The organism is Streptomyces sp. NBC_00597, from assembly GCF_041431095.1.
Classification (GTDB): Bacteria; Actinomycetota; Actinomycetes; order Streptomycetales; family Streptomycetaceae; genus Streptomyces.
The window spans coordinates 5536865-5557887 of the sequence record NZ_CP107757.1 but is presented as its reverse complement, the minus strand read 5'-3'; the positions used below and the strand labels follow the sequence as shown (position 1 = coordinate 5557887).

Here is a 21023-nt window from a genome sequence, read left to right as displayed (position 1 = left end):
GGGGCGCTCTGGCGTTTCCGCTCCTGCCGGCAAGACCCACAGGAGTAAGAACATGACCGTGACGACCACCCCCGCGCAGCTGATCGCCGAGTCCCGCGAGCGCATCGACGCCATCGACGACCGGATCATCGGCCTGATCCAGGAACGGATGGCCGTGTCGGCCGTCATCCAGGAGGCCCGGATCGCCTCGGGCGGCCGCCGGGTGCACCTCTCGCGCGAGATGGAGGTGCTCGCGCACTGGAACGACGCCCTCGGGAAGCCGGGGACCACGCTCGCCATGACCCTGCTGGAGCTGTGCCGCGGCCGCGTCTGAGGCGTCCGGCGCCGCCTGCCCGGCCGCCGGTCTGACGCCCGTTCGTCACTCGTCCGGACCCGTGACCGGCCCCGGCGGTCTTCGTTGGTGTGGATGGCCGCGTCAGCCAGGCGCGGGACCGCAGCACCACGCGTGGCTCCGCCGGAGCGATGAGACGTACGGCCCTCCGGAACGTGCGTCGTGGGACCTCGCTCCTTCGTGTGACCGGACGGCAGGGGACAGCAGCCCGGTCACCCCGGGAAAAGGACGGCCGGCCGGGGGGACGCCCCCGGCCGGCCGTTCCGCGTTCCTTCGGGCTACGCGTGCTTGCCGGAGCGGCGGCGCGCCCCCACGTACAGCGCACCGCCGACGACCACGGCACCCAGCGCGCCCAGCGCGATCGGGCCGACGGAGCTGCCGGTCGAGGCCAGGTTGCCGCCCGTGCCGCCGGCGGCGGAGACGGACGAGGACGCGCTCGCCGACACCGACGCCGAGACCGAGGCGGACGGGGACGGCGAGGTGGAGGCCGAGGTGGACGGGCTCGCGCTCGCGCCGGCCTTGACGTCGACCACGAACGCGGCCGTGTTGTTGCCCGCGACCGGGTCGACGGCGTGCAGCTTGGTACCGGCCGCGGCCGGCTCGCCGACGGTGACCGAGCCCTTGGCGTTCGCGACCGCCTTCTCGATCTTCATGACGAACTTGTGGGTGTACGGCTCGTGGACGTCCGCGAAGGTCCCGCCGTCGCAGAAGTAGCGCGGCGCACCCAGGCGCTCCGTACGGGCGCTGCCGTCGGCGTTGACCGCACGGCAGTTCGCGGGCGCGTCCGTGACCTGCACGCCGGCCGGCATCACGATGTCGGTGCGGGCCACGCTCTCACCGGACCGCACGTAGTTGATCACGGCCGGGCCCTTGTTGCGGAAGCCGAGGTCGGCCACGACCGTGTCGCCGACCTTGCCGGCGGGCGAGGCGGTGACCGCCTCGAAATCGGCCGTGGTGCCCTTGGCGGTGAAGTCGAACGAGCGCCCGTTGTCGCCCGGGTTCAGGTCGGTGTCCCCGGTCCCGCTCACGGCCGCCGGGTCCAGGTGGGAGTCCGAGACCGGCACGGCCGCCGACGCCTTGACCAGCATCAGCTTCTTGCCGGTGGCCGCCTTGGCCGCCGGCGCGTCCTTGCGCGGCGCCGGGTCGGGCACGACCCCGTACCGCAGCGAGTCGCGGTAGGCCCGCTCGGTCGTCTTGAGGTGCAGCGGGGAGTCCGGCGACAGCTGGTACGACTCACCCGGCAGGAACTCGCCCTCGACGAGGCACACCGTGGTGGCGCCCATGCTGCCGTGGTCCTGGCTGCTGCAGTTGTCGTAGGTCTCCGCCGGCGCCAGGCCGGCCGTGGCGTCCAGCTCCAGCGCCACCGACTTGGCGGGCAGGGTGCCCCGGTTCGCGAAGGCGAGCGGCAGGTCCTGCTGCTCGCCGGCGGTCACCTCCGCCTTGGGCTTCAGTTCCCCCATGTGCAGGTCGGGGCCGCCGACGGTGACCTTGGTGGTGACGGGCGTGACGGTCGCCCCGGCCACCGCGGCCTTGACCGCGATCTCGCCGCTCCCACCGTTCTTGCTGCCCTGGGCGGCGGAGACGAGCAGGTCGAAGCTGTTGCCGGGCCCGACGGAAAGGCCCTGCTGCTTGCAGACGATCGCGGTGGCGCTCGTCGTGCAGTGCGGCCTGGGCTTGGCCGGATCGAGTCGGACGGATGCCAACCCGGCGACCTTGGTCAGGTCGACGGTGACGGTGAACTCGCCGGGGAAGCCGTTTCCGGGGCCCACGTAGTTCAGGTCGTAGCGGAGGCTCCGCTCCTTCGAGGCGCCCGAGTCCGGGGAGGGCTGGAGCACCTGGGCGGAGGGCCCGCTGAGCGGGAAGGCGGGTTCCGCGGCGAGCGCGGGGGCGGCCGCGCCGAGGCTCAGTGTCGCCAACCCCGTAGCCGCCAAAAGGGAGATGCGCTTGTCCATGAAGATCGAGACCGCCGAGGCCGGGCCACAGTTGCCCTCTTCGAAGGGTGACGGGCATCACATGCAACCATCCGGACTGATCACCTGTCACTTAGGTGCACGGCGGCGGGTTCTGCGCTCGGAGGGGGAGCGCAGACCCCGCCGCCGGTACACGTGTCACGCGGTCACGGCTTCTTCGGAACCTCCGGCACCGGCAGCAGCGGCAGCCGCAGCGCGCCGAACGCCTCCTTCGGAACCACCGGACGGACGGGCTCCACCGCTGCCAGGCGCGCGTAGGCCGCACCCTGATCCGGCCTCGGGTCCTGCTCGCCCTTGTTCGGCCAGTACGACATCGCCCGCTCCGCCTGCGCCGTGATCGTCAGCGACGGGTTCACCCCGAGGTTCGCGGAGACCGCCGAGCCGTCGACCACCGAGATGCCCGGGTGCCCGTACAGCCGGTGGTACGGGTCCACCACGCCCTGCTCGGCGGAGGCGCCGATCGGGCAGCCGCCGAGGAAGTGCGCGGTGAGCGGGGTGCCCATCAGCTCGCCGATGTTGCTGCCGGCGAAGCCGTTGATCTCCTCGGCCAGCAGGGTGGCCGCCTCGGTGGCCTCCTTGATCTGCACCGGGTTCGGGGCGCCGTGCCCCTGGCGGGCGGTGAGCAGGCCCTTGCCGAGGCCGCCGGGCTTGCGGTACGTCGTCAGCGAGTTGTCCAGCGACTGCATGACGAGCCCGATGATCGTGCGCTCCGACCAGCGCCGGTTGGACAGCGAGCGGGCCAGCTGCACCGGGTGCTTCGCGGTCCGGGCGAACCAGGCCCGCACCCGGTTCTTTCCGTACGGCACCTGGAGGACGGTCATGAACCCCATGGCGTTGGAGCCCTTGCCGTAGCGGACGGGCTCGATGTGGGTGTCGGCGTCGGGGTGCACGGACGAGGTGATCGCGACGCCCCGCGTGAAGTCGGCGCGCGGTTCCCCGGCGGGGCCCGCGCCGCGGCGCCTGCGGTAGCGGCGGTCGTCGGTCTGCGCACCGACCAGGCCCTCCGAGTTGGTCCGGGTCAGCTCGCCGAGCCGGTCCGAGATCCGCGGGAGCAGCCCGTTGTCCTTCATCGTGTGCAGCAGCGTCTGGGTGCCGTACGTGCCCGCCGCGACGACCACGTGCCGGGCGCGCAGCTCCTTGGCGATGCCCCGGCGGCGGGCATCGGTGGGGACGGTGCGGATCCGGTAGCCGCCCTCGGGGTGCTCGGCGAGCGCGGTGACGGTGGTCATCGGGTGGATGACGGCGCCGGCGCGCTCGGCGAGGTGCAGGTAGTTCTCGTTGAGGGTGTTCTTCGCGCCGTGCCGGCAGCCGGTCATGCACTCGCCGCACTCGGTGCACGCCTTGCGGGCGGGTCCGGCACCTCCGAAGTACGGGTCGGGGACCTCCTGGCCGGGGCGGGCCCCGCAGCCGCCCTCGGCGTCCGCGCCGTCGCCGAAGAAGACGCCGACCGGGGCCATGTGGAAGGAGTCCCCCACGCCCATCTTCTCGGCGGCGGCCTTCAGGTGGACGTCGGAGGGGGTCATCGTCGGATTGAGGCGTACGCCGAGCATCCGCTTGGCCTGGTCGTAGTACGGGGCGAGCTCCTCGCGCCAGTCGGTGATGGAAGCCCACTGCCGGTCCTCGAAGAAGGCCGCGGGCGGCACGTACAGGGTGTTGGCGTAGTTGAGCGAGCCGCCGCCCACTCCGGCGCCGGCGAGGACCATCACGTTGCCGAGCAGGTGGATGCGCTGGATGCCGTACAGCCCCAGCGCCGGGGCCCACAGGTAGTTCCGCAGGTCCCAGCTGTTCCTCGGCAGGCTCTCGCGGGTGAACCGGCGCCCGGCCTCCAGGACGCCGACCCGGTACCCCTTCTCGGTCAGCCGCAGTGCCGAGACCGACCCTCCGAAGCCCGATCCGATGACGATGACGTCGTAGTCGTACGACTCAGACACGGTGCTGCCCCTTAGCGGAGTCGGAGGGCCTTCATGACCTTGAGGCTGCGGGTCATGAACGCCGCGTACTTCTCGTCGTCCATGCCCAGCGAGGGCGCCATCGGGAGCAGCCGCTGGTGGGCCACGGTCTGCGCCTCGGTGTACTTGAGGATGCCCTCGGAACCGTGGCGGCGGCCGAGCCCGGAGTCCTTCATGCCGCCCATGGGCGCCTGGGCGCTGCCGTAGGCGGGGGCGTAGCCCTCGTTGATGTTGACGGTGCCGGTGCGCAGGCGGGCGGCGACGGCGTGGCCGCGGCGGGCGTCCTTGGTCCAGACGCTGGAGTTGAGCCCGTACGCGGTGGAGTTGGCCTGTGCGACGGCCTCGTCCTCGTCGGTGAACCGGTAGATCGAGACGACCGGGCCGAAGGTCTCCTCGCCGCAGACCGCCATCGGCGCCTCGACGCCGTCGAGGATCGTGGGCTCGTAGAAGAGCGGGCCGATGTCGGGGCGGGCGGTACCGCCCGCGACGAGGGTGGCGCCCTTGGCGACGGCCTCGTCGACGTGCCGCTGTACGGTCTCCAGCTGGCGCTCGCCGACCAGCGAGCCCATGTCCGCGCCGTACGCGAGGGACGCGCCGAGCCGCATGGCCTTCGTACGGGCGGCGAAGCGCTCGACGAACGCGTCGGCGACGGAGGCGTGGACGTAGAGCCGCTCGATGGAGATGCACAGCTGGCCCGCGGAGGAGAAGCAGGCGCGGACGGCGCCCGCGGCGGCCTTCTCCACGTCGGCGTCGTGCAGGACGAGCATGGCGTTCTTGCCGCCGAGTTCGAGGGAGACCCCGACCAGGCGGGCGGCGGCGCCCCGGGCGACCTCGCGGCCGGTCCGCGTGGAGCCGGTGAAGGAGACGTAGTCGGCGTGCCGGACCACCTCGGGGCCGACGACGGGTCCCTCGCCGAGGACGATCTGGAAGACCTCGGCGGGCAGTCCGGCCTCGATCAGCAGGTCACGGGCCCACAGGGCGGTGAGCGCGGTCTCGGTGTCGGGCTTCATCACGACGGCGTTGCCGGCCACGAAGGCGGGCAGCGCGTCACCGACGGACAGTTCGAGGGGGTAGTTCCAGGGGGCGATCTGGCCGACGACCCCGCGCGGCTGGCGCAGCTCGGTGACCTTGGTGAGGGTGGGCATGGCGCCCGTGTGGCCCTTGGGGCGCAGGTACCCGGGGGCCTTGCGGCCGTAGTGGCGGGAGGCGACGGCTACGGCCTGGACCTCCTCGTGGGCGTGCAGGCGGGCCTTGCCGGTCTCCAGCTGGATGAGGTCGAGCACCTCGGCCTGCCGGGCCAGGACCAGGTCGTGGAACCGGAGCAGCACGGCGGCCCGCTTGCGTACGGGGACGGCGGCCCAGGCGCCCTGGGCGGCGCGGGCCCGTTCGAAGGCCTCGGCGACGTCTTCGGGGGTGGCCTCGGGGAGGTCCGCCAGCTTGGCCCCGGTGAAGGGGGTGTGGTTGGCGGTCCGGCCGGAGCCGATCACTCCGCGGGTGAGCCGGGTGACCAGGTCGGGGGTCACCACGTCGGCTGCGGTGCGGGCACCGGCCGGGGCGGCGGCGACCGGGTTGGTGGGCTGCGGTGCGCTGCGGAGGGGGGCCGGGGCCTGCGAGTCCGTCATGGCGGTGAGCGTATTCCGCCCGCGGGGCTTTGGGTACCCGTCGGTAACCGGATTTTGTCATTTCCGCCAGCGATCGCTGGCAGGATGGCCGGCAAGCCCCGCGGCGAGCCGCTCCCCGGGGCCGGGTCAGCCCTTCTTGGGGGGCGGGGCCCAGCCGCTCAGCACGTTGTCGAACTGGGCACGGGTGGTCTGCCAGTCGGCCGCGGGACCCGACATGTACACCGCGTACTCGGTGCCGTCCGGGGCGATGTACATCTGCTCGATGGCCCGGCGCGGCCCGGCGTGCGCCCCCTTCTCGGTCCAGGTGAAGTCCCACAGGGCGGCGCGGGTGCTGTCCTGGAAGGTGTTCTGGTTCAGCTTCTGCCGCTTGTAGTCCGTCCGCTGCTTGAGCTGCTTCTCCAGGTCGAGCAGGTGCATGTACGGGTTGTCGTAGTCCGGCGTCGCGTCGGAGGCGATCCGGATGAAGTGCTTCCCGTTGTCCGGGGTGTAGTCGATCTGGTCGCCGTCCATCTGGCGCTTCCAGCCGTCCGGAACGAACAGCGTGAAGCCCGCCGGGTCGGTGACCTCGCTGTAGCCGGCCGGAGGGGCGGCGTCATCGCCGCCCTGCTGGTCGGGGGCGCTCGCGTTCTTGTCGGAGCCGTCGCCCGCGCCCCCTTCGCCGTCCCCGGTGAACTTCAGCACGCCGAAGACGGCACCGCCGCCCACCAGCGCCGCCACGAGGGCCACGGCCGCGGCCCGCTTGATGCGGCCGCCGCCCGTCGCCGGACTCCCCGCCGGGGGGACCGGCCCGGGCTGTTCGGGCAGGGCCGCCGTACGCGCCGCATCGGGTGCCGACGGCGTCCTCGCGGCAGACTCGGCCTGCGCCCGCGGGTCGGTGCCCGCGGTGTCGGGCTCCTGGGCGTCGGCGAGTTCCTGCGGAGTGACCGCGCGCGTGGGCACGTACGCCTGCGCCGCCTTCGGCGCCCGCCCCTCCATCGCCTCGATCAGCATCCGCTCGGTCTCCTGCGCCGACGGCCGCTCGGCCGGGTCCTTGCGCAGCAGGGCCGTGATGACCGGTCCCAGGACGCCCGACTGCCGCAGCGCCGGCGGCTCGTCGTTGACCACGGCCTGGAGGCTGGAGATGGGCGAGGTCCGACGGAACGGCGAACGCGCCTCGACGGCCGTGTACAGGGTCGCGCCCAGCGACCACAGGTCGGAGGCCGTGCCCGGGGTCCCGCCGGTGACCCGCTCCGGGGCCAGGTAGTCGATGGAGCCGACGATCTCGCCGGTCCGCGTGATGGAGGAGTCGCCCTCGATCGCGGCGATCCCGAAGTCCGTGAGCAGGACCCGGCCGTCCTTGGCGAGCAGCACGTTGCCCGGCTTGACGTCCCGGTGCAGGACACCGACCGCGTGCGCGGCGCGCAGTGCTCCCAGTACGTGCAGGCCGATCCGGGCCGCCTCGGCCGGCTCGATCCGGCCGGCCGCCTTAGCGGCCTCCGCGAGGGAGGGCCCGTCGATGTACTCCATGACGATCCACGGCCGGTCGTCGTGCTCCAGCACGTCGTGGACCACCACGACCGCCGGGTGCTGGATCCGGGCCGCGGCCCGGGCCTCCTTCTGGGTCCGGGCGTGCAGCACCTCCCGGTCGGCCTGGGCCACGTACAGACCCGCCGTCAGTTCCTTGACGGCGACGGTCCTGTGCAGCAGCTCGTCATGCGCGCGCCACACCTTGCCCATGCCGCCGCTGCCGATGGGCTCCACGAGCCGGTACCGGCCAGCGAGCACCGCGCCCGCACCTGTCTGCTGTTCCACGAAACCCCGCCACTCTGTGCACTTCGGGCCAGATTACGGAGCGCTCGGGGCTCCCGGAACCGTGAAGGCGCGGTTCCGGTAGCACTGTGACGCAATCGCCGTACTGATTGCCCGTCACCCGCCCGCGCGGTAACTCGCCGTGGCCTTTTCGAAGACTTCGGTGACCTTACCTTCCCCGTCCTGGGGACCCGTGACCATGACGACGTGGTAGCTGCCGCCGAGCGCCACCACGAAGTTCCGGGCGACGACGCTGCGGCCGTTGCCGTCGATCCACGTGTAGCGGCCGGTGACACGGAGCTGCTGACCGACCTTCGTCGTCTTGACGTCGCCGCCGCTGGCCCAGGTGGAGGACCGGTACGGAGCCAGCTCGGGCTCCTTGTCCTTCTGGTACGTCGCCGGGTCCGGATTGCCGTCCACCTTGTCCCGGCCGGGAACGACCGTCAGGACGTACTCCCCGTCGGTGTAGCGGACCTGCCCTGCCTCGTTGATCCCGCGCCGCTCCCAGCCGCCCGGAACGGCGATCTCGAAGTGCTCGGGGTCCTGCTGGGTGGTGTAACCGGCGGGCGCGGGCCCGGGAGCGGGCGCCGACTGGGGCGTCTGCGACGCCTGCGGCGTCCGGCTCGGCTTGGCCGAAGGCGACGGGGAGGCGGAGGGCTGCGCCACGGGGGACTCGGCGACGGCACCCTGACCCTGCTCCCCGGCCCGGGGCAGGAAGAGCAGCGCGTACGCCACCGCCCCCGCGAGCAGGGCGAGTACGCCGACGAGCAGGTTCCGCCCGAGGGAACGCGGCTTGCGGGAAGGGGCGGTACTGCGGTGACGGCCGTGCAGGTCGCCCCGTCGGCGTACGACGGGCAGCCGCGCGGGATCCGGCTCCGGCAGCGGGAGCGCCGCGAGGCCGACGCCACCGTCCGGTTCGGGGGCGGACCGCACGAGCGAACGCAGCCAGCCGCGGAGCTCCTCGAAGTCGGGGCGCTCGGTGGGGTCCTGGCGCAGCAACGACTCCACGATCGGGCGCAGCGGCCCGCACTCCTCGGCGAAGGCCGGGGGCTCGGCGCACACCATGTCGACGAGCTCGGTGACGCTGTCCTCGGGGTAGGGGGCATGGCCCTGCACGGCCCGGTAGAGCAGCGCGCCGAGCCCCCAGAGGTCGGTGGTGGGCCCGACGGGCGCGGCCAACTGCCAGGGCCCCGCGACGGACCCGGCCTGCTCGGGAGCCCACCGCTCGGTGACGGCCCCGACGACGGCCATCCGCGTCTGCCGGGCCCGCTCGGCATCCAACCCGCTCCGGATCCCCCCTTCGCCCCAACCCCGGCCCGCGGCCTCGGCGTGCGGCACGGACGGGCCGGGGTAGCCGGAAGAGCCGGGGCGCAGGTGCGAGGTCGCGGCCGGGCCCTCGACCTCGCTCCCCGGCAACACGGCCTGCCCGGGCCGGGGACGGTCGGGGCGGAGTTCGGCGGCCGACCGGGCGGGCCGGGCGGGCCGGGTCTGGCCGTCCGGGTCCTCGGAGGGCAAGTAGGAGGCCATGGTCGGCCGCGGAACCGGGGTCGGGTCGTGGGAGCCGCGCGGCGTCCGGTAGGCGGTCGGGGCCGGGGCTTCGGCCTGGTGGTACCCCTCGGGCAGGGCGAGTTGCGCGGGCAGCGCGGGGCGCACCGGCGCCGGGGCGGGCGTCGCCCCGGGCTCCTGTTCCTGCTCCGGCTCCGGCTCCGGCTCCGGCTCCGGCTCCGGCTCCGGCTCCGGCTCCAGCGACGACTCCGGCGAGGGCTCCGGCTCCAGCGACGACTCCGGCTCCGGCTCCGGCTCCGGCTCCAGCGACGACTCCGGCGAGGGCTGCCCGGCGGCCGGCAGCGCGGGCTGCCGGCGCGGGGTGGCCCCGTGCCAGGGCGCCTTCGTCCCGTTCTCCGGGCCCCCGTACGGGTACGAGTACCCCTGCGGGAGGTTCGACCCCTGCGGCCTCGGCTCCGGCGCGGGCTCGGAGCCGCCCTTGCGCTGTTCCGTGACCCGTGCGACGGCGGCCTGCGCCCCGGCCCGGTACGCGGCGATGGCCCCGGCCCGGGCGGCCGCCTTGAGTTCGGGTCGCTCCCCCGCGGCCCCGGGGGTGATGTGATCGGAGTACCGCGGCCCGGTGTCGTACCCGGGCGCCACGAGCGGCGCGTACCCGGCCTGCGCACCGGGCTGCGGCCCCCGTACGGCGAGCCCCGTACCGGCCGCACCGTCTTCGGCCTGCAGTTCCACACCTGCCTGCGCGGCCGGGACCGAACCGCCCTCCGGGTCGGCTCCCGCACCGGGCGTCACGGCCCACTCCTCGACCCCACCATGGTTCAGCCCAACGGGGGGTGCACCATTGCCCGGACCACCGCCCGACGCGTGCGCACCCGGCGCCGTCGCGGGCGGCGTGCTCCGGACCACGGCTGCGCCAACGCCCGGCGCGCCCCGGCCCGGGGCGTCGTCCGAGGCGGGAGCGGACTCCGGGGGGACCGGGTCGTAGCCGCAGAGGGCGTCTTCGGCGGCGCCCGCCGCCAACCCCGTCAGGACGACCCGTCCGTCATCGCATACCAACACGGTCCGGGCCGTGATGTTCCGGTGCGTCCAGCCGTGCGCGTGCAGCACCCGCAGTGCGGTCAGTACGTCCGCGGCGACCTCCGCCGCCCGGTACGGGCTCAGCGGTTCGTCGGCGATCAGTGCCGCCAGCGGACGCGCCGGCACCAACTCGCTCACTATCCACAGCGACCCGCCCTCGGCGAACACGTCGAAGACCTGGTCCAGCCGCGGATGGTCGGGCACGGACGCGGCCGCCTGCGCGGCGGCGATGGCGCGGCGCACGGCCGGGAGGTCCCCCGCCGAACGGCGCCCCGCGGGACGGAGCGCCTGCCCGGGGGCTTCGTCGAGCAGCTCGGCATCCACGATCTCCGGTAACGGCACCTGCCGTACCAGGACTTCCTGCCCGCTGCGCGTGTCGAAGGCGCGGGTCTCGACCAGCTCGTACTCGTCCGACGGCGGTAGCGGCAGACGGTAGCGGTCGGCCAGGATCCGGCCCGCGTAGTCCTCCACTTCGCCTCCCCCGAGTGCCGGGGCGCACGTCCCCCATGGCCCCACTGCCACGATACGTCGCGCAGGGCGCCCGCGTCCCGGGCCTGGGAAGGCTCGTGGGTCCAGTGGCCGTCAGTCCGGCGGACCGTCAGCCCGGTGGCCCGTCAGCCCAGCGGCTGGAAGGTCTGGAACGCCGTGTTGCGCATCGTCGTGCACTCCGGGCCGTCCCACTGGTCCGCCGCGCAGCTGATCATGATGGCGTAGCCGCGCTTCGCGTCGACCTTGAAGCCGCGGTTGAGGACCCGGACCTTGATGCCCTTCTGTTCCCGCTCGAACTCCCAGTCGGCGACGGTCGGGTAGCCGTTGTACTCCGTCGAGTCGATGCGGATCGTGCGGTAGTTCGTGCTGGAGCTCGCCACTCCCGCGACGGCCGCGGCCCACGCCGCGCGGGCGTCGTTGCCGGGGCTGTCGGTGTAGTCGACCTGAATGCGCGGAAAGCCGCCGTCGCGGCTGTATATCGCGCCGGAGTTCTCGCCGGCTATGCCCGTCACCTTGAAGCCCGAGGGCATCGCCATCGAGAAGTGGAACCCCGGGTCGGTCACCTTCGTGTAGCCGTCGGGGAGCCCGGCTCCCGGGCCGCCCGTGGTGGAGCCCTGGCCCTGGCCTTGGCCCTGGCTCTGCCCCTGCGTCTGACCCTGGGCCTGCTGCCCGCCCGGGGACTGCCCCTGGCTCGGCTCGGTACCGCCGGAGCCGGTGCCGGTGCCGGCGGTCGCGCTGGTGCCTGCGCCCTTGCCCGCGGTGGCGTTGGTCTCGCCCGTCTTGGCGGACGCGCCGGGGTCGGGGCTGCCGGAAACCTTCGTGCCCGGACCGCCCTTGCCCTCGTCCTTCTTCGTGACCGGGTCGTCACCGCTGAACATGTAGGCGATCAGCGAACCGATGACGGCGAGCGCGACGACCACACCGGCTATCGCGAGGGCGATGGTGCGGCGGGACATGACGTCGGTGAGCGGCGCCGCGACCGGCGAGGTCCTGCCCGGGGCGGGCGCCGGGGGCTCGGCCGCCGAGACCGCGGGCGCCGCCGCTGCGGCCGCCGCGGCCTTGCGGGCCGCCTTCAGCGCCGCGCGGGCGCGGTCGCGCTGTTCGCGTTCCTGCCGCTCGCGTTCCTTCTTCTCCGCCTTTTCGGCGGCCTTTTCGGCAGCGGCCTTGGCCGCCGCCTCCTTGGCGTCGACCAGCGAGATCTGCCGGGTCTCTTCGACGGCCGGCGGGAGGAGCGGGGCGGGCGCCGGCTCCGGCGCGTTGATGACGGCGGTGAGCATCGCCCGGGCGCGCTCCTCGTCGAGGCGGCGGGCCGGGTCCTTGGCCAGCAGGCCGTAGATGACCTCGGTCAGCGGGCCCGCGTTCTTGGGCGGGTCCACCGGCTCGGTCATGACGGCGGTGAGGGTGGCGAGGGCGGACCCCTTGTCGTACGGGGGCACGCCCTCGACGGCGGCGTAGAGCAGTCCGCCGAGGGACCACATGTCGGCGGGCGGGCCCGGCTTCTGACCGCGGGCGCGCTCGGGGGAGATGTACGAGGGGGCGCCGACGAGCATGCCGGTGGAGGTGACGGAGGGGTCGCCCTCCACCTGGGCGATGCCGAAGTCGGTGAGGACGACGCGGCCGGTGCCGGCGATGAGCACGTTGGACGGCTTCACGTCCCGGTGCAGGATGCCCTGTCCGTGCGCTGCGCGGAGCACGTCGAGGACGGCGAGACCGACCTCGGCGGCGCGGTGGGGGGTCAGCGGGCCCTGTTCACGGATGAACTCGGCGAGCGAGGGGCCCTCGATGAGCTCCATGACGATCCAGGGGCGGCCGTCCTCGTCCACGACGTCGAAGACGGTGACGGCGCCGCCGCTGCGGATCCGGGCGATCGCCTTGGCCTCGCGGAGGGTCCGGGTGATGAGGCGGCGCTTCTCGTCCTCGTCGACGCCGGTGCTGAAACGGAGTTCCTTGACGGCGACCGTCCGGCCGAGGGTCTCGTCCTCGGCACGCCAGACGGTGCCCATGCCGCCCTTGCCGAGGACTCCGCGCAGCCGGTAGCGGCGCGCGAGCAGCCGTCCCTCGTCCTGCCCCTCCTCGGCGGCCTTGGCGGCCGCGGCCTTGACGGCGGCCGCAACGGCATCGGCCTTCTCGACGACGGAATTCCCCGCAGGCTTGGCCGTATCGGCCTTCTTCGCGCCCTCGGCGGCAGCCGGAGACTTCGTCAGGTCGGCCTTCGCCGCAGGCGAGTCGGCAGGCTTCGCACCCTCAGCGGCACCAGCCGCAGGCTTGCCCAGGTCCGGCTTCGCACCCTCAGCGGCACCAGCCGCAGGCTTGCCCAGGTCCGGCTTCGCACCCTCAGCGGCACCAGCCGCAGGCTTGCCCAGGTCCGGCTTCGCACCCTCGGCGGCAGCCGGAGGCTTCGTCAGGTCGGCCTTCGCCGCAGGCGTGCCGGCAGGCTTCGCGCCCTCGGCGGCAGCCGCGGGTTCCTCGTCCGCCGGCTCGGCGGACAAGGCCGGCTCCGCCGCAGGCGGTACTGCAGGCTTCGCCGCAGGCGACTCCGGCTTCGCCGACACGGGCTTCGCCCGGTCCTGCTTCGCCGCAGGCGACTCGGTGTGCTCCGGCTTCGACATGCGTCCCCTCTGCGATCGCTGCTCCGGCAGCCCCCGGGGTCCCCGGTGGCCCGCTCCGGAAGAACCCGTGCGGTAACCCGCCCCGGCAGAACCCTCATTGTTCCTCACTCCGCAACGGACGGGCGCCCCGGGTCCGCGGTTCCCCCCTCCGCATCCCGGAGTTACAACGGAACGATGTCGGGAGCCCCCAACCGCGCCGCATCTGCGGTCTGGTCGTCAGGCTGGCGCTGCGATTCCCGTTCCGCTTGAACCCGCTTCTCGTAGTGTTCCACTTCCTTCTCGATCTGCTGCTTGTCCCACCCCAGGACCGGCGCCATCAGCTCCGCGCATTCCCGCGCCGACCGCGTCCCCCGGTCGAACGTCTCGATCGAGATCCGGGTCCGCCGCGTCAGTACGTCGTCGAGGTGCCGCGCTCCCTCGTGCGAGGCGGCGTACACCACTTCGGCCCGCAGGTAGTCCTCCGCCCCGCCCAGCGGCTGTGCCAGTCCGGGGTCCGCCGCGATCAGGTCCAGCAGTTCGTCGGTCATCGAGCCGTACCGGTTCAACAGGTGTTCGACCCGCACCACATGGAGGCCCGCCCGTGCCGCGATCCGGACCCGTCCATTCCACAACGCCCGGTACCCTTCGGCCCCCACCAGCGGTACGTCCTCGGTCACGCACTCCGCGACCCGCTGGTCCAGCCCGTGCACCGCTTCGTCGACCGCGTCCTTCGCCATGACCCGGTACGTCGTGTACTTGCCGCCCGCGACCACCACCAGCCCCGGCACGGGATGCGCCACGGTGTGCTCGCGCGACAGCTTGCTCGTCGCGTCGGATTCCCCGGCCAGCAACGGCCGCAGGCCCGCGTACACGCCCTGTACGTCGTCCCGCGTCAGCGGCACCGCCAGCACGGAGTTCACGTGCTCCAGCAGGTAGTCGATGTCCGCGCTCGACGCCGCCGGGTGCGCCTTGTCCAGGTCCCAGTCGGTGTCGGTCGTGCCCACGATCCAGTGCCGGCCCCACGGGATCACGAACAGCACCGACTTCTCGGTGCGCAGGATCAGCCCGGTCGAGGAGTGGATCCGGTCCTTGGGGACGACCAGGTGGATGCCCTTCGACGCCCGGACGTGGAACTGCCCGCGCTCCCCGATCAGCGCCTGCGTGTCGTCCGTCCACACCCCCGTCGCGTTCACCACCTGCCGCGCGCGGATCTCGTACTCGCCGCCGCCCTCGACGTCCTGCACGCGGGCCCCGACGACCCGCTCGCCCTCGCGCAGGAAGCCGACGACCCTCGCCCGGTTGGCGCAGTGCACCCCGTACGCCGCGGCCGTCCGAACCAACGTGGCCACGTACCGCGCATCGTCCATCTGGGCGTCGTAGTACTGGAGCGCCCCCACCAGCGCGTCCTTGCGCAGGGCCGGCGCGACCCGCAGGGCGCGCTTGCGCGACAGGTGCCGGTGCACCGGCAGGCCCCGCCCGTGCCCGCTGGACACCGACATCGCGTCGTACAGCGCGACGCCCGATCCGGCGTAGAACCGCTCCCAGCCCTTGTGCTGGAGCGGGTAGAGGAACGGCACGGGTTTCACCAGGTGCGGGGCCAGCCGCTCCAGGAGCAGGCCGCGCTCTTTGAGGGCCTCCCGCACGAGGGCGAAGTCGAGCATCTCCAGGTACCGCAGGCCGCCGTGGATGAGCTTGCTGGACCGGCTGGAGGTGCCGGAGGCCCAGTCGCGGGCTTCCACCAGCCCCGTCGAGAGGCCTCTGGTCGCGGCGTCGAGCGCGGTGCCCGCGCCGACCACGCCCGCACCCACCACGAGCACGTCCAGTTCCCGCTCGGCCATCCGGGCGAGTGCCTCTTCGCGCTGGACCGGCCCCAGTGTCGCTGTCCTCACGGCTGCCTCCCGTTGGTGCGGGTCATCCCCGCTCGGTGCGGTCGGGGCGGGTGATCCCGCTCACATCCCCCGCTCACGATTCTGACCCGCCGCACCCACATCAGCCACCGCCTGTGGACAACACAACGGTGACCTCTACCCCGTAATGCGACAGATCGGTCATATATACGCCTAGTCTGACATCGCGCCAGCTCCATGCCGGACCCGCACGGTCCACAGGACTTGCGCACCCAGCCTCCTCATGCATGTCAGGGAAGGGACGGCACCCCATGCCCGCAGACCTCGGCGTCATCGGACTGGGCCACCTCGGCCTCCCGCTGGCCCAGGCGGCCGTCGCCGCCGGAATCGAGACGGTCGGCTACGACAGCGGTCCGGCCACGGACTCCACCCTCACCGCCGCCGAGGTCCGGCGCATGTCGGCCGCCGGCTTCCGGGTCACCACCAACCCCGCCGAACTCGGCCGGGTCCGCACCGCCGTCATCTGCGCCCCCACCCAGCTCGGCGCCGACCGCGCGCTGGACCTGTCCGCCGTCGGCGAGGCGGGCCGCACGCTCGCCGCCCGGCTGCGCCCGCACACCACCGTCATCCTCGAATCCGCCGCCCACCCGGGCGTCACCGAGGACTACCTGCGGCCCGTCCTGGAGGCCGGCTCCGGACTGCGCGCAGGGCGGGACTTCCACCTGGCCTACTCCCCCAGCCGCCTCGACCCGGGCAACCGGACGCACGGCATCGCCAACACCCCCAAGGTGATCGGCGGCCTCACCCCCGCCTGCACCGAGTCCGCGCACGCCTTCTACGCCCGCCTCACCGAGAAGGTGGTCCGCGCCCGCGGGCTGCGCGAGGCCGAGACCGTCCAGCTCCTCGAAACGAACTACCGGCACGTCAACATCGCCCTCATGAACGAGATGGCGGTGCTCTGCCACGACCTCGGCGTCGACCTGTGGGACGTCATCCGCTGCGCCGAGACCAAGCCGTACGGTTTCCAGGCCTTCCGACCCGGCCCGGGGGTCGGCGGCCACAGCGTCCCCCTCGACCCCAACTACCTCCCCCACACCACCCGCACCCCGGGCCACCCCCTGCGCATGGTCGGACTGGCACAGGAGATCAACGGCCGGATGCCCCAGTACGTCATCCAGCGCTCCGCCACCCTGCTGAACGAGCACGGCAAATCGGCCCGCGGGGCCCGGGTCCTGCTGCTCGGCGTCACGTACAAGCCGGACCTGGGCGACCAGGAGGGCTCCCCGGCCCGCGAGATCGCCAGCCGCCTCCTGGACCTCGGGGCGCTGGTCAGCTACCACGACCCGTACATCGCCGGATGGCGCGTCAGGGACCGTCCGGTCCCCCGTGCCGAATCGTTGTACGAGGCCGCCGCCAACGCCGATCTGACGATCCTGCTCCAGCAGCACCGCACGTACGACCTCCAAGGGCTCGCGGTGAAGGCACAGTTGCTGCTGGACACCCGGGGCGCCAGCCCGCCGGGCGCTGCCCACCGGCTCTGACCTCGCCGGAAATCCCACCCGCGGATGTCTCAACGGGCTGCTAGCCTGCGGCGACTTATCTCGCACATACATGCGCCCCGGTGACCGCGGAGCTGCGCATGCCCGAATCCCTGGGGGGGATTTCTTCATGAGCCAGCACGTCCAGCCGCCCGCGCCCGACTCCGCGGCCCCGGCCGCCCCGTACCCCGCCGAGCCCGCCCGCAGCGGCAACATCGGCCTGGGCATCGTCGCGGCCGTGGTCGCCGCCCTGGCCGCGGCCGCCGCGTACGGCGCGATCATGAACGCGATCGACCGCCAGGTCGGTTACGCGGCGGTCGGCGTCGGCCTGCTGGTCGGCTTCGCCGCGGGCAAGCTCGGCGGCAGGAACCCGGTGCTCCCCGTGGCCGGCGCGGTCCTCTCCCTCGGCGCCGTCTACCTGGGCCAGCTGTTCTTCATCGCACTGGCACTCGCGGACTACGGCAACGTCGGCCTCGGCGAGGTGCTCGACAAGGCGGGCGTCGGCGGCCTGAACGACATCTGGCAGGAGGGCGCGGACGCCATGGACTACGTCTTCCTCGCCATCGGCGGCTTCGTGGCCTTCGGCGCGGCCAAGAAGGCGAGCGACTGACCCCTGGCGCCACGCACCCGCAGGCCGGCCCACCCGCCGGACCGCGGTACGCCTAAGGGCCGGCCCCGTCCGGGGCCGGCCCTTAGGCGTACGCGGGGGTCAGCGGCGGTGCTGCGAGTCCGCGACCGTGACCTCGACGCGCTGGAACTCCTTGAGCTCGCTGTAGCCCGTGGTGGCCATCGAGCGGCGCAGCGCGCCGAAGAGGTTCATCGAGCCGTCCGAGATGTGCGACGGGCCGGTGAGGATCTCCTCGGTGGTGCCGACCGTGCCCAGGTCGACCTTCTTGCCGCGCGGCACGTCCTCGTGGACGGCCTCCATGCCCCAGTGGTGGCCCTTGCCGGGCGCGTCGGTGGCACGGGCCAGCGGGGAGCCCATCATCACGGCGTCCGCACCGCAGGCGACGGCCTTGGGGAGGTCGCCCGACCAGCCCACGCCGCCGTCGGCGATGACGTGCACGTAGCGGCCGCCGGACTCGTCCATGTAGTCGCGGCGGGCCGCGGCCACGTCCGCGACGGCGGTGGCCATCGGGACCTGGATGCCGAGCACGTTGCGCGTGGTGTGCGCGGCGCCGCCGCCGAAGCCGACCAGGACGCCCGCGGCGCCGGTACGCATCAGGTGCAGGGCCGCGGTGTACGTGGCGCAGCCGCCGACGATGACCGGGACGTCGAGCTCGTAGATGAACTGCTTGAGGTTCAGCGGCTCGGCGGCGCCGGAGACGTGCTCCGCCGACACGGTGGTGCCGCGGATCACGAAGATGTCCACGCCCGCGTCGACGACGGCCTTGGAGAACTCGGCGGTGCGCTGCGGGGAGAGCGCGGCGGCGGTGACGACACCGGAGTCGCGGACCTCCTTGATGCGCTGCCGGATCAGGTCCGCCTGGATGGGGGCGGAGTAGATCTCCTGGAGACGACGGGTGGCGGACTCCTCGTCCAGCTCCGTGATCTCGTCGAGCAGCGGCTGCGGGTCCTCGTAGCGGGTCCACAGGCCTTCGAGGTTCAGCACGCCGAGGCCGCCGAGCTCGCCGATGCGGATGGCGGTCTGCGGGGAGACGACCGAGTCCATGGGGGCGGCGAGGAACGGGAGCTCGAAGCGGTAGGCGTCGATCTGCCAGGCGATCGAGACCTCCTTCGGGTCCCGCGTACGCCGGCTCGGGACGATGGCGATGTCGTCGAACGCGTACGCCCTGCGGCCGCGCTTGCCGCGCCCGATCTCGATCTCAGTCACGTGTGGTGGCCTTTCCTCTGGGTCTGCCCGTCCAGTATCCCCGAACCCCGGCCCCGCGCGTTCCGGTGACCGCCGTACGGACGCCCGATCCAGCCGCTCCGGCGGCGGCCCGCCCGGGAACGGTGAAGGGCGGCCCCGGTAACCCGGGGCCGCCCTTCACCGTCGCTTGTAGCCTGATCAGCCCTTACGGGAGTAATTCGGCGCCTCGACCGTCATCTGGATGTCGTGCGGGTGGCTCTCCTTGAGGCCCGCCGAGGTGATGCGGACGAAGCGGCCGCGGTCCTGGAGCTCCGGCACGGTGCGGCCGCCGACGTAGAACATCGACTGGCGCAGGCCTCCGACGAGCTGGTGCACGACCGCGGAGAGCGGGCCGCGGTACGGGACCTGGCCCTCGATGCCCTCGGGGATGAGCTTGTCGTCGCCGCCCACGCCCTCCTGGAAGTAGCGGTCCTTGGAGAAGGAACGCTGGTCGCCGCGCGACTGCATCGCGCCGAGCGAGCCCATGCCGCGGTACGACTTGAACTGCTTGCCGTTGATGAAGAGCAGCTCGCCGGGGGACTCCTCGCAGCCCGCGAGCAGCGAGCCGAGCATCACCGTGTCGGCGCCCGCGACGAGTGCCTTGGCGATGTCGCCGGAGTACTGGAGGCCGCCGTCGCCGATGACGGGGACGCCGGCCGCCTTCGCGGCGAGCGAGGCCTCGTAGATGGCGGTGACCTGCGGGACGCCGATGCCGGCGACGACGCGGGTGGTGCAGATGGAGCCGGGGCCGACACCGACCTTGATGCCGTCGCAGCCGGCGTCGATCAGCGCCTGGGCACCGTCACGGGTGGCGACGTTGCCGCCGATGACGTCGACGGAGGCGTTCGACTTGATCTTGGCGACCATGTCGCCGACCAGGCGGGAGTGGCCGTGGGCCGTGTCGACGACGATGAAGTCGGCGCCCGCCTCGATCAGGGCCTGGGCGCGGTCGTACGCGTCACCGGCGACGCCGACCGCGGCGCCGACCAGGAGGCGGCCACCCTTGTCCTTGGCGGCGTTCGGGTACTTCTCGGCCTTGACGAAGTCCTTGACCGTGATGAGGCCCTTGAGGATGCCCGCCTCGTCGACCAGCGGAAGCTTCTCGATCTTGTGGCGGCGCAGCAGCTCCATGGCGTCCACGCCGGAGATGCCGACCTTGCCCGTGACCAGCGGCATCGGGGTCATGACCTCGCGCACCTGGCGGCTGCGGTCCGACTCGAAGGCCATGTCGCGGTTGGTGACGATGCCCAGCAGCTTGCCGGCGGGGTCGGTGACCGGGACCCCGGAGATGCGGAACTTCGCGCAGAGCTCGTCGGCTTCGCGCAGCGTCGCGTCGGGGTGCACCGTGATCGGGTCGGTGACCATGCCGGACTCGGAGCGCTTGACCAGGTCGACCTGGTTGGCCTGGTCGGCGATCGACAGGTTGCGGTGCAGGACGCCGACGCCGCCCTGGCGGGCCATCGCGATGGCCATGCGGGCCTCGGTGACCTTGTCCATCGCGGCGGAGAGCAGCGGAACGTTCACGCGCACGTTCCGCGAGATGAGGGAGGAGGTGTCGATCTCGTCCGGCGCCATATCGGACGCGCCCGGCAGCAGCAGCACGTCGTCGTAGGTCAGTCCGAGCGTGGCGAATTTGTCGGGCACTCCGTCGGCGGTCATGACACCTTCCCAAATGGTCTTGCTCAGCGCGGGTCTCCATGCTAACGGGATCGCGGCGCGTCTCATTCCACGAGCTCAATCAAGCCCAAGTTTCGTGGCTTCCTACTATTGATAGGCAGCGGGATCTCGGCGGAACATGCACGTCCGCCCCGATCGTCTCCGGGTCACTGCTCCCGGCTACTGCTCGGCGAGCGCCCGCAGCCGGCTGAGCGCACGGTGCTGTGCCACCCGCACCGCGCCGGGGGACATCCCGAGCATCTGCCCGGTCTCCTCGGCGGTCAGCCCGACCGCCACCCGCAGTACGAGGAGCTCGCGCTGGTTCTCCGGAAGGTTGGCCAGCAGCTTCTTGGCCCAGGCGGCGTCACTGCTCAGCAGCGCCCGCTCCTCCGGGCCCAGCGAGTCGTCCGGCCGCTCGGGCATCTCGTCCGAGGGCACGGCCGTACTCCCCGGGTGCCGCATGGCGGCCCGCTGGAGGTCGGCGACCTTGTGCGCGGCGATGGCGAAGACGAAGGCTTCGAAGGGCCGGCCGGTGTCCCGGTACCGCGGCAGCGCCATCAGCACGGCCACGCAGACCTCCTGTGCGAGGTCCTCCACGAAGTGGCGGGCGTCGCCCGGAAGCCGCGAGAGCCGGGCACGGCAGTAGCGGATGGCCAGCGGGTGCACGAAGGCGAGCAGGTCGTGCGTGGCCTGCTCGTCGCCCTCCACCGCACGGCGTACGAGCGCGCTGACGGCCCCGGCGCTGCCGCTCTTGGCGGCGCCGGTGGAACCTGTGGCCGCGGGTGCCCCCGGGGCCTCGTCGTCGCGCATCAA

12 protein-coding genes and 1 pseudogene are annotated in these 21023 nt (G+C 72.9%); 3 read left to right on the top strand and 10 right to left on the bottom strand.

Going from position 1 to position 21023, the window contains the following annotated elements; genetic code table 11:
* Positions 1-16: 16 nt before the first annotated feature.
* Positions 17-313 (top strand): annotated as a pseudogene (locus OG974_RS25335) (chorismate mutase); the annotation flags it as partial.
* A gap of 296 nt (positions 314-609) precedes the next feature.
* Here the strand turns inward: OG974_RS25335 and OG974_RS25330 are convergent.
* The 7 genes from OG974_RS25330 to OG974_RS25300 form a co-directional block, all read right to left on the bottom strand.
* Complete coding sequence (locus tag OG974_RS25330; RefSeq protein WP_371644551.1) at positions 610-2247, bottom strand: peptidase; 1638 nt, start codon at positions 2245-2247, stop codon at positions 610-612.
* A gap of 200 nt (positions 2248-2447) precedes the next feature.
* Positions 2448-4232 carry a GMC oxidoreductase gene (locus OG974_RS25325; protein ID WP_371644549.1) on the bottom strand — a complete coding sequence of 595 codons (1785 nt, stop codon included), beginning with the start codon at positions 4230-4232 and terminating at the stop codon, positions 2448-2450.
* Positions 4233-4243: 11 nt separating this feature from the next.
* On the bottom strand, positions 4244-5872 hold the full coding sequence (locus OG974_RS25320) for a succinic semialdehyde dehydrogenase (protein WP_327284969.1): 1629 nt from the start codon (positions 5870-5872) through the stop codon (positions 4244-4246).
* Positions 5873-5998: 126 nt separating this feature from the next.
* Positions 5999-7663 carry a protein kinase gene (locus OG974_RS25315; protein WP_327284968.1) on the bottom strand — a complete coding sequence of 555 codons (1665 nt, stop codon included), beginning with the start codon at positions 7661-7663 and terminating at the stop codon, positions 5999-6001.
* Positions 7664-7777: 114 nt separating this feature from the next.
* Positions 7778-10711, bottom strand: coding sequence for a protein kinase (locus OG974_RS25310; protein ID WP_371644546.1), 2934 nt, complete (start codon positions 10709-10711; stop codon positions 7778-7780).
* Between the two features lie 143 nt (positions 10712-10854).
* The gene (locus OG974_RS25305) at positions 10855-13338 is read right to left on the bottom strand and encodes a protein kinase (RefSeq protein WP_371644544.1); all 2484 of its coding nucleotides are present in this window, start codon (positions 13336-13338) and stop codon (positions 10855-10857) included.
* Between the two features lie 161 nt (positions 13339-13499).
* Positions 13500-15206, bottom strand: coding sequence for a glycerol-3-phosphate dehydrogenase/oxidase (locus OG974_RS25300; RefSeq protein ID WP_328763397.1), 1707 nt, complete (start codon positions 15204-15206; stop codon positions 13500-13502).
* Between the two features lie 269 nt (positions 15207-15475).
* Here OG974_RS25300 and OG974_RS25295 point away from each other — a divergent pair, with 269 nt between their 5' ends.
* A complete protein-coding gene (locus OG974_RS25295; RefSeq protein WP_327284964.1) occupies positions 15476-16705 on the top strand; it encodes a nucleotide sugar dehydrogenase in 1230 nt (409 codons plus the stop codon).
* Positions 16706-16832: 127 nt separating this feature from the next.
* Positions 16833-17312: a hypothetical protein gene (locus OG974_RS25290; protein ID WP_327284963.1), complete on the top strand. Its 480-nt coding sequence runs from the start codon at positions 16833-16835 to the stop codon at positions 17310-17312.
* A gap of 99 nt (positions 17313-17411) precedes the next feature.
* On the opposite strand, the gene OG974_RS25285 is transcribed toward OG974_RS25290, so the two are convergent.
* From OG974_RS25285 to OG974_RS25275, 3 genes are all read right to left on the bottom strand, one after another.
* Positions 17412-18536 carry a GuaB3 family IMP dehydrogenase-related protein gene (locus OG974_RS25285; protein WP_327284962.1) on the bottom strand — a complete coding sequence of 375 codons (1125 nt, stop codon included), beginning with the start codon at positions 18534-18536 and terminating at the stop codon, positions 17412-17414.
* A 177-nt stretch (positions 18537-18713) separates the two neighbouring features.
* On the bottom strand, positions 18714-20213 hold the full coding sequence (guaB, locus tag OG974_RS25280; RefSeq protein ID WP_327284961.1) for an IMP dehydrogenase: 1500 nt from the start codon (positions 20211-20213) through the stop codon (positions 18714-18716).
* A 177-nt stretch (positions 20214-20390) separates the two neighbouring features.
* On the bottom strand, positions 20391-21020 hold the full coding sequence (locus OG974_RS25275) for a sigma-70 family RNA polymerase sigma factor (RefSeq protein WP_327284960.1): 630 nt from the start codon (positions 21018-21020) through the stop codon (positions 20391-20393).
* Positions 21021-21023: the final 3 nt, after the last annotated feature.

What these genes read in the sequence shown, in the direction of transcription:
- OG974_RS25290 (WP_327284963.1), top strand. Translation starts at nt 16,833, where the DNA reads ATGAGCCAGCACGTCCAGCCGCCCGCGCCCGACTCCGCGGCCCCGGCC.
- OG974_RS25305 (WP_371644544.1), bottom strand. Translation starts at nt 13,338, where the DNA reads ATGTCGAAGCCGGAGCACACCGAGTCGCCTGCGGCGAAGCAGGACCGG.
- OG974_RS25295 (WP_327284964.1), top strand. Translation starts at nt 15,476, where the DNA reads ATGCCCGCAGACCTCGGCGTCATCGGACTGGGCCACCTCGGCCTCCCG.
- guaB (WP_327284961.1), bottom strand. Translation starts at nt 20,213, where the DNA reads ATGACCGCCGACGGAGTGCCCGACAAATTCGCCACGCTCGGACTGACC.
- OG974_RS25275 (WP_327284960.1), bottom strand. Translation starts at nt 21,020, where the DNA reads ATGCGCGACGACGAGGCCCCGGGGGCACCCGCGGCCACAGGTTCCACC.
- OG974_RS25320 (WP_327284969.1), bottom strand. Translation starts at nt 5,872, where the DNA reads ATGACGGACTCGCAGGCCCCGGCCCCCCTCCGCAGCGCACCGCAGCCC.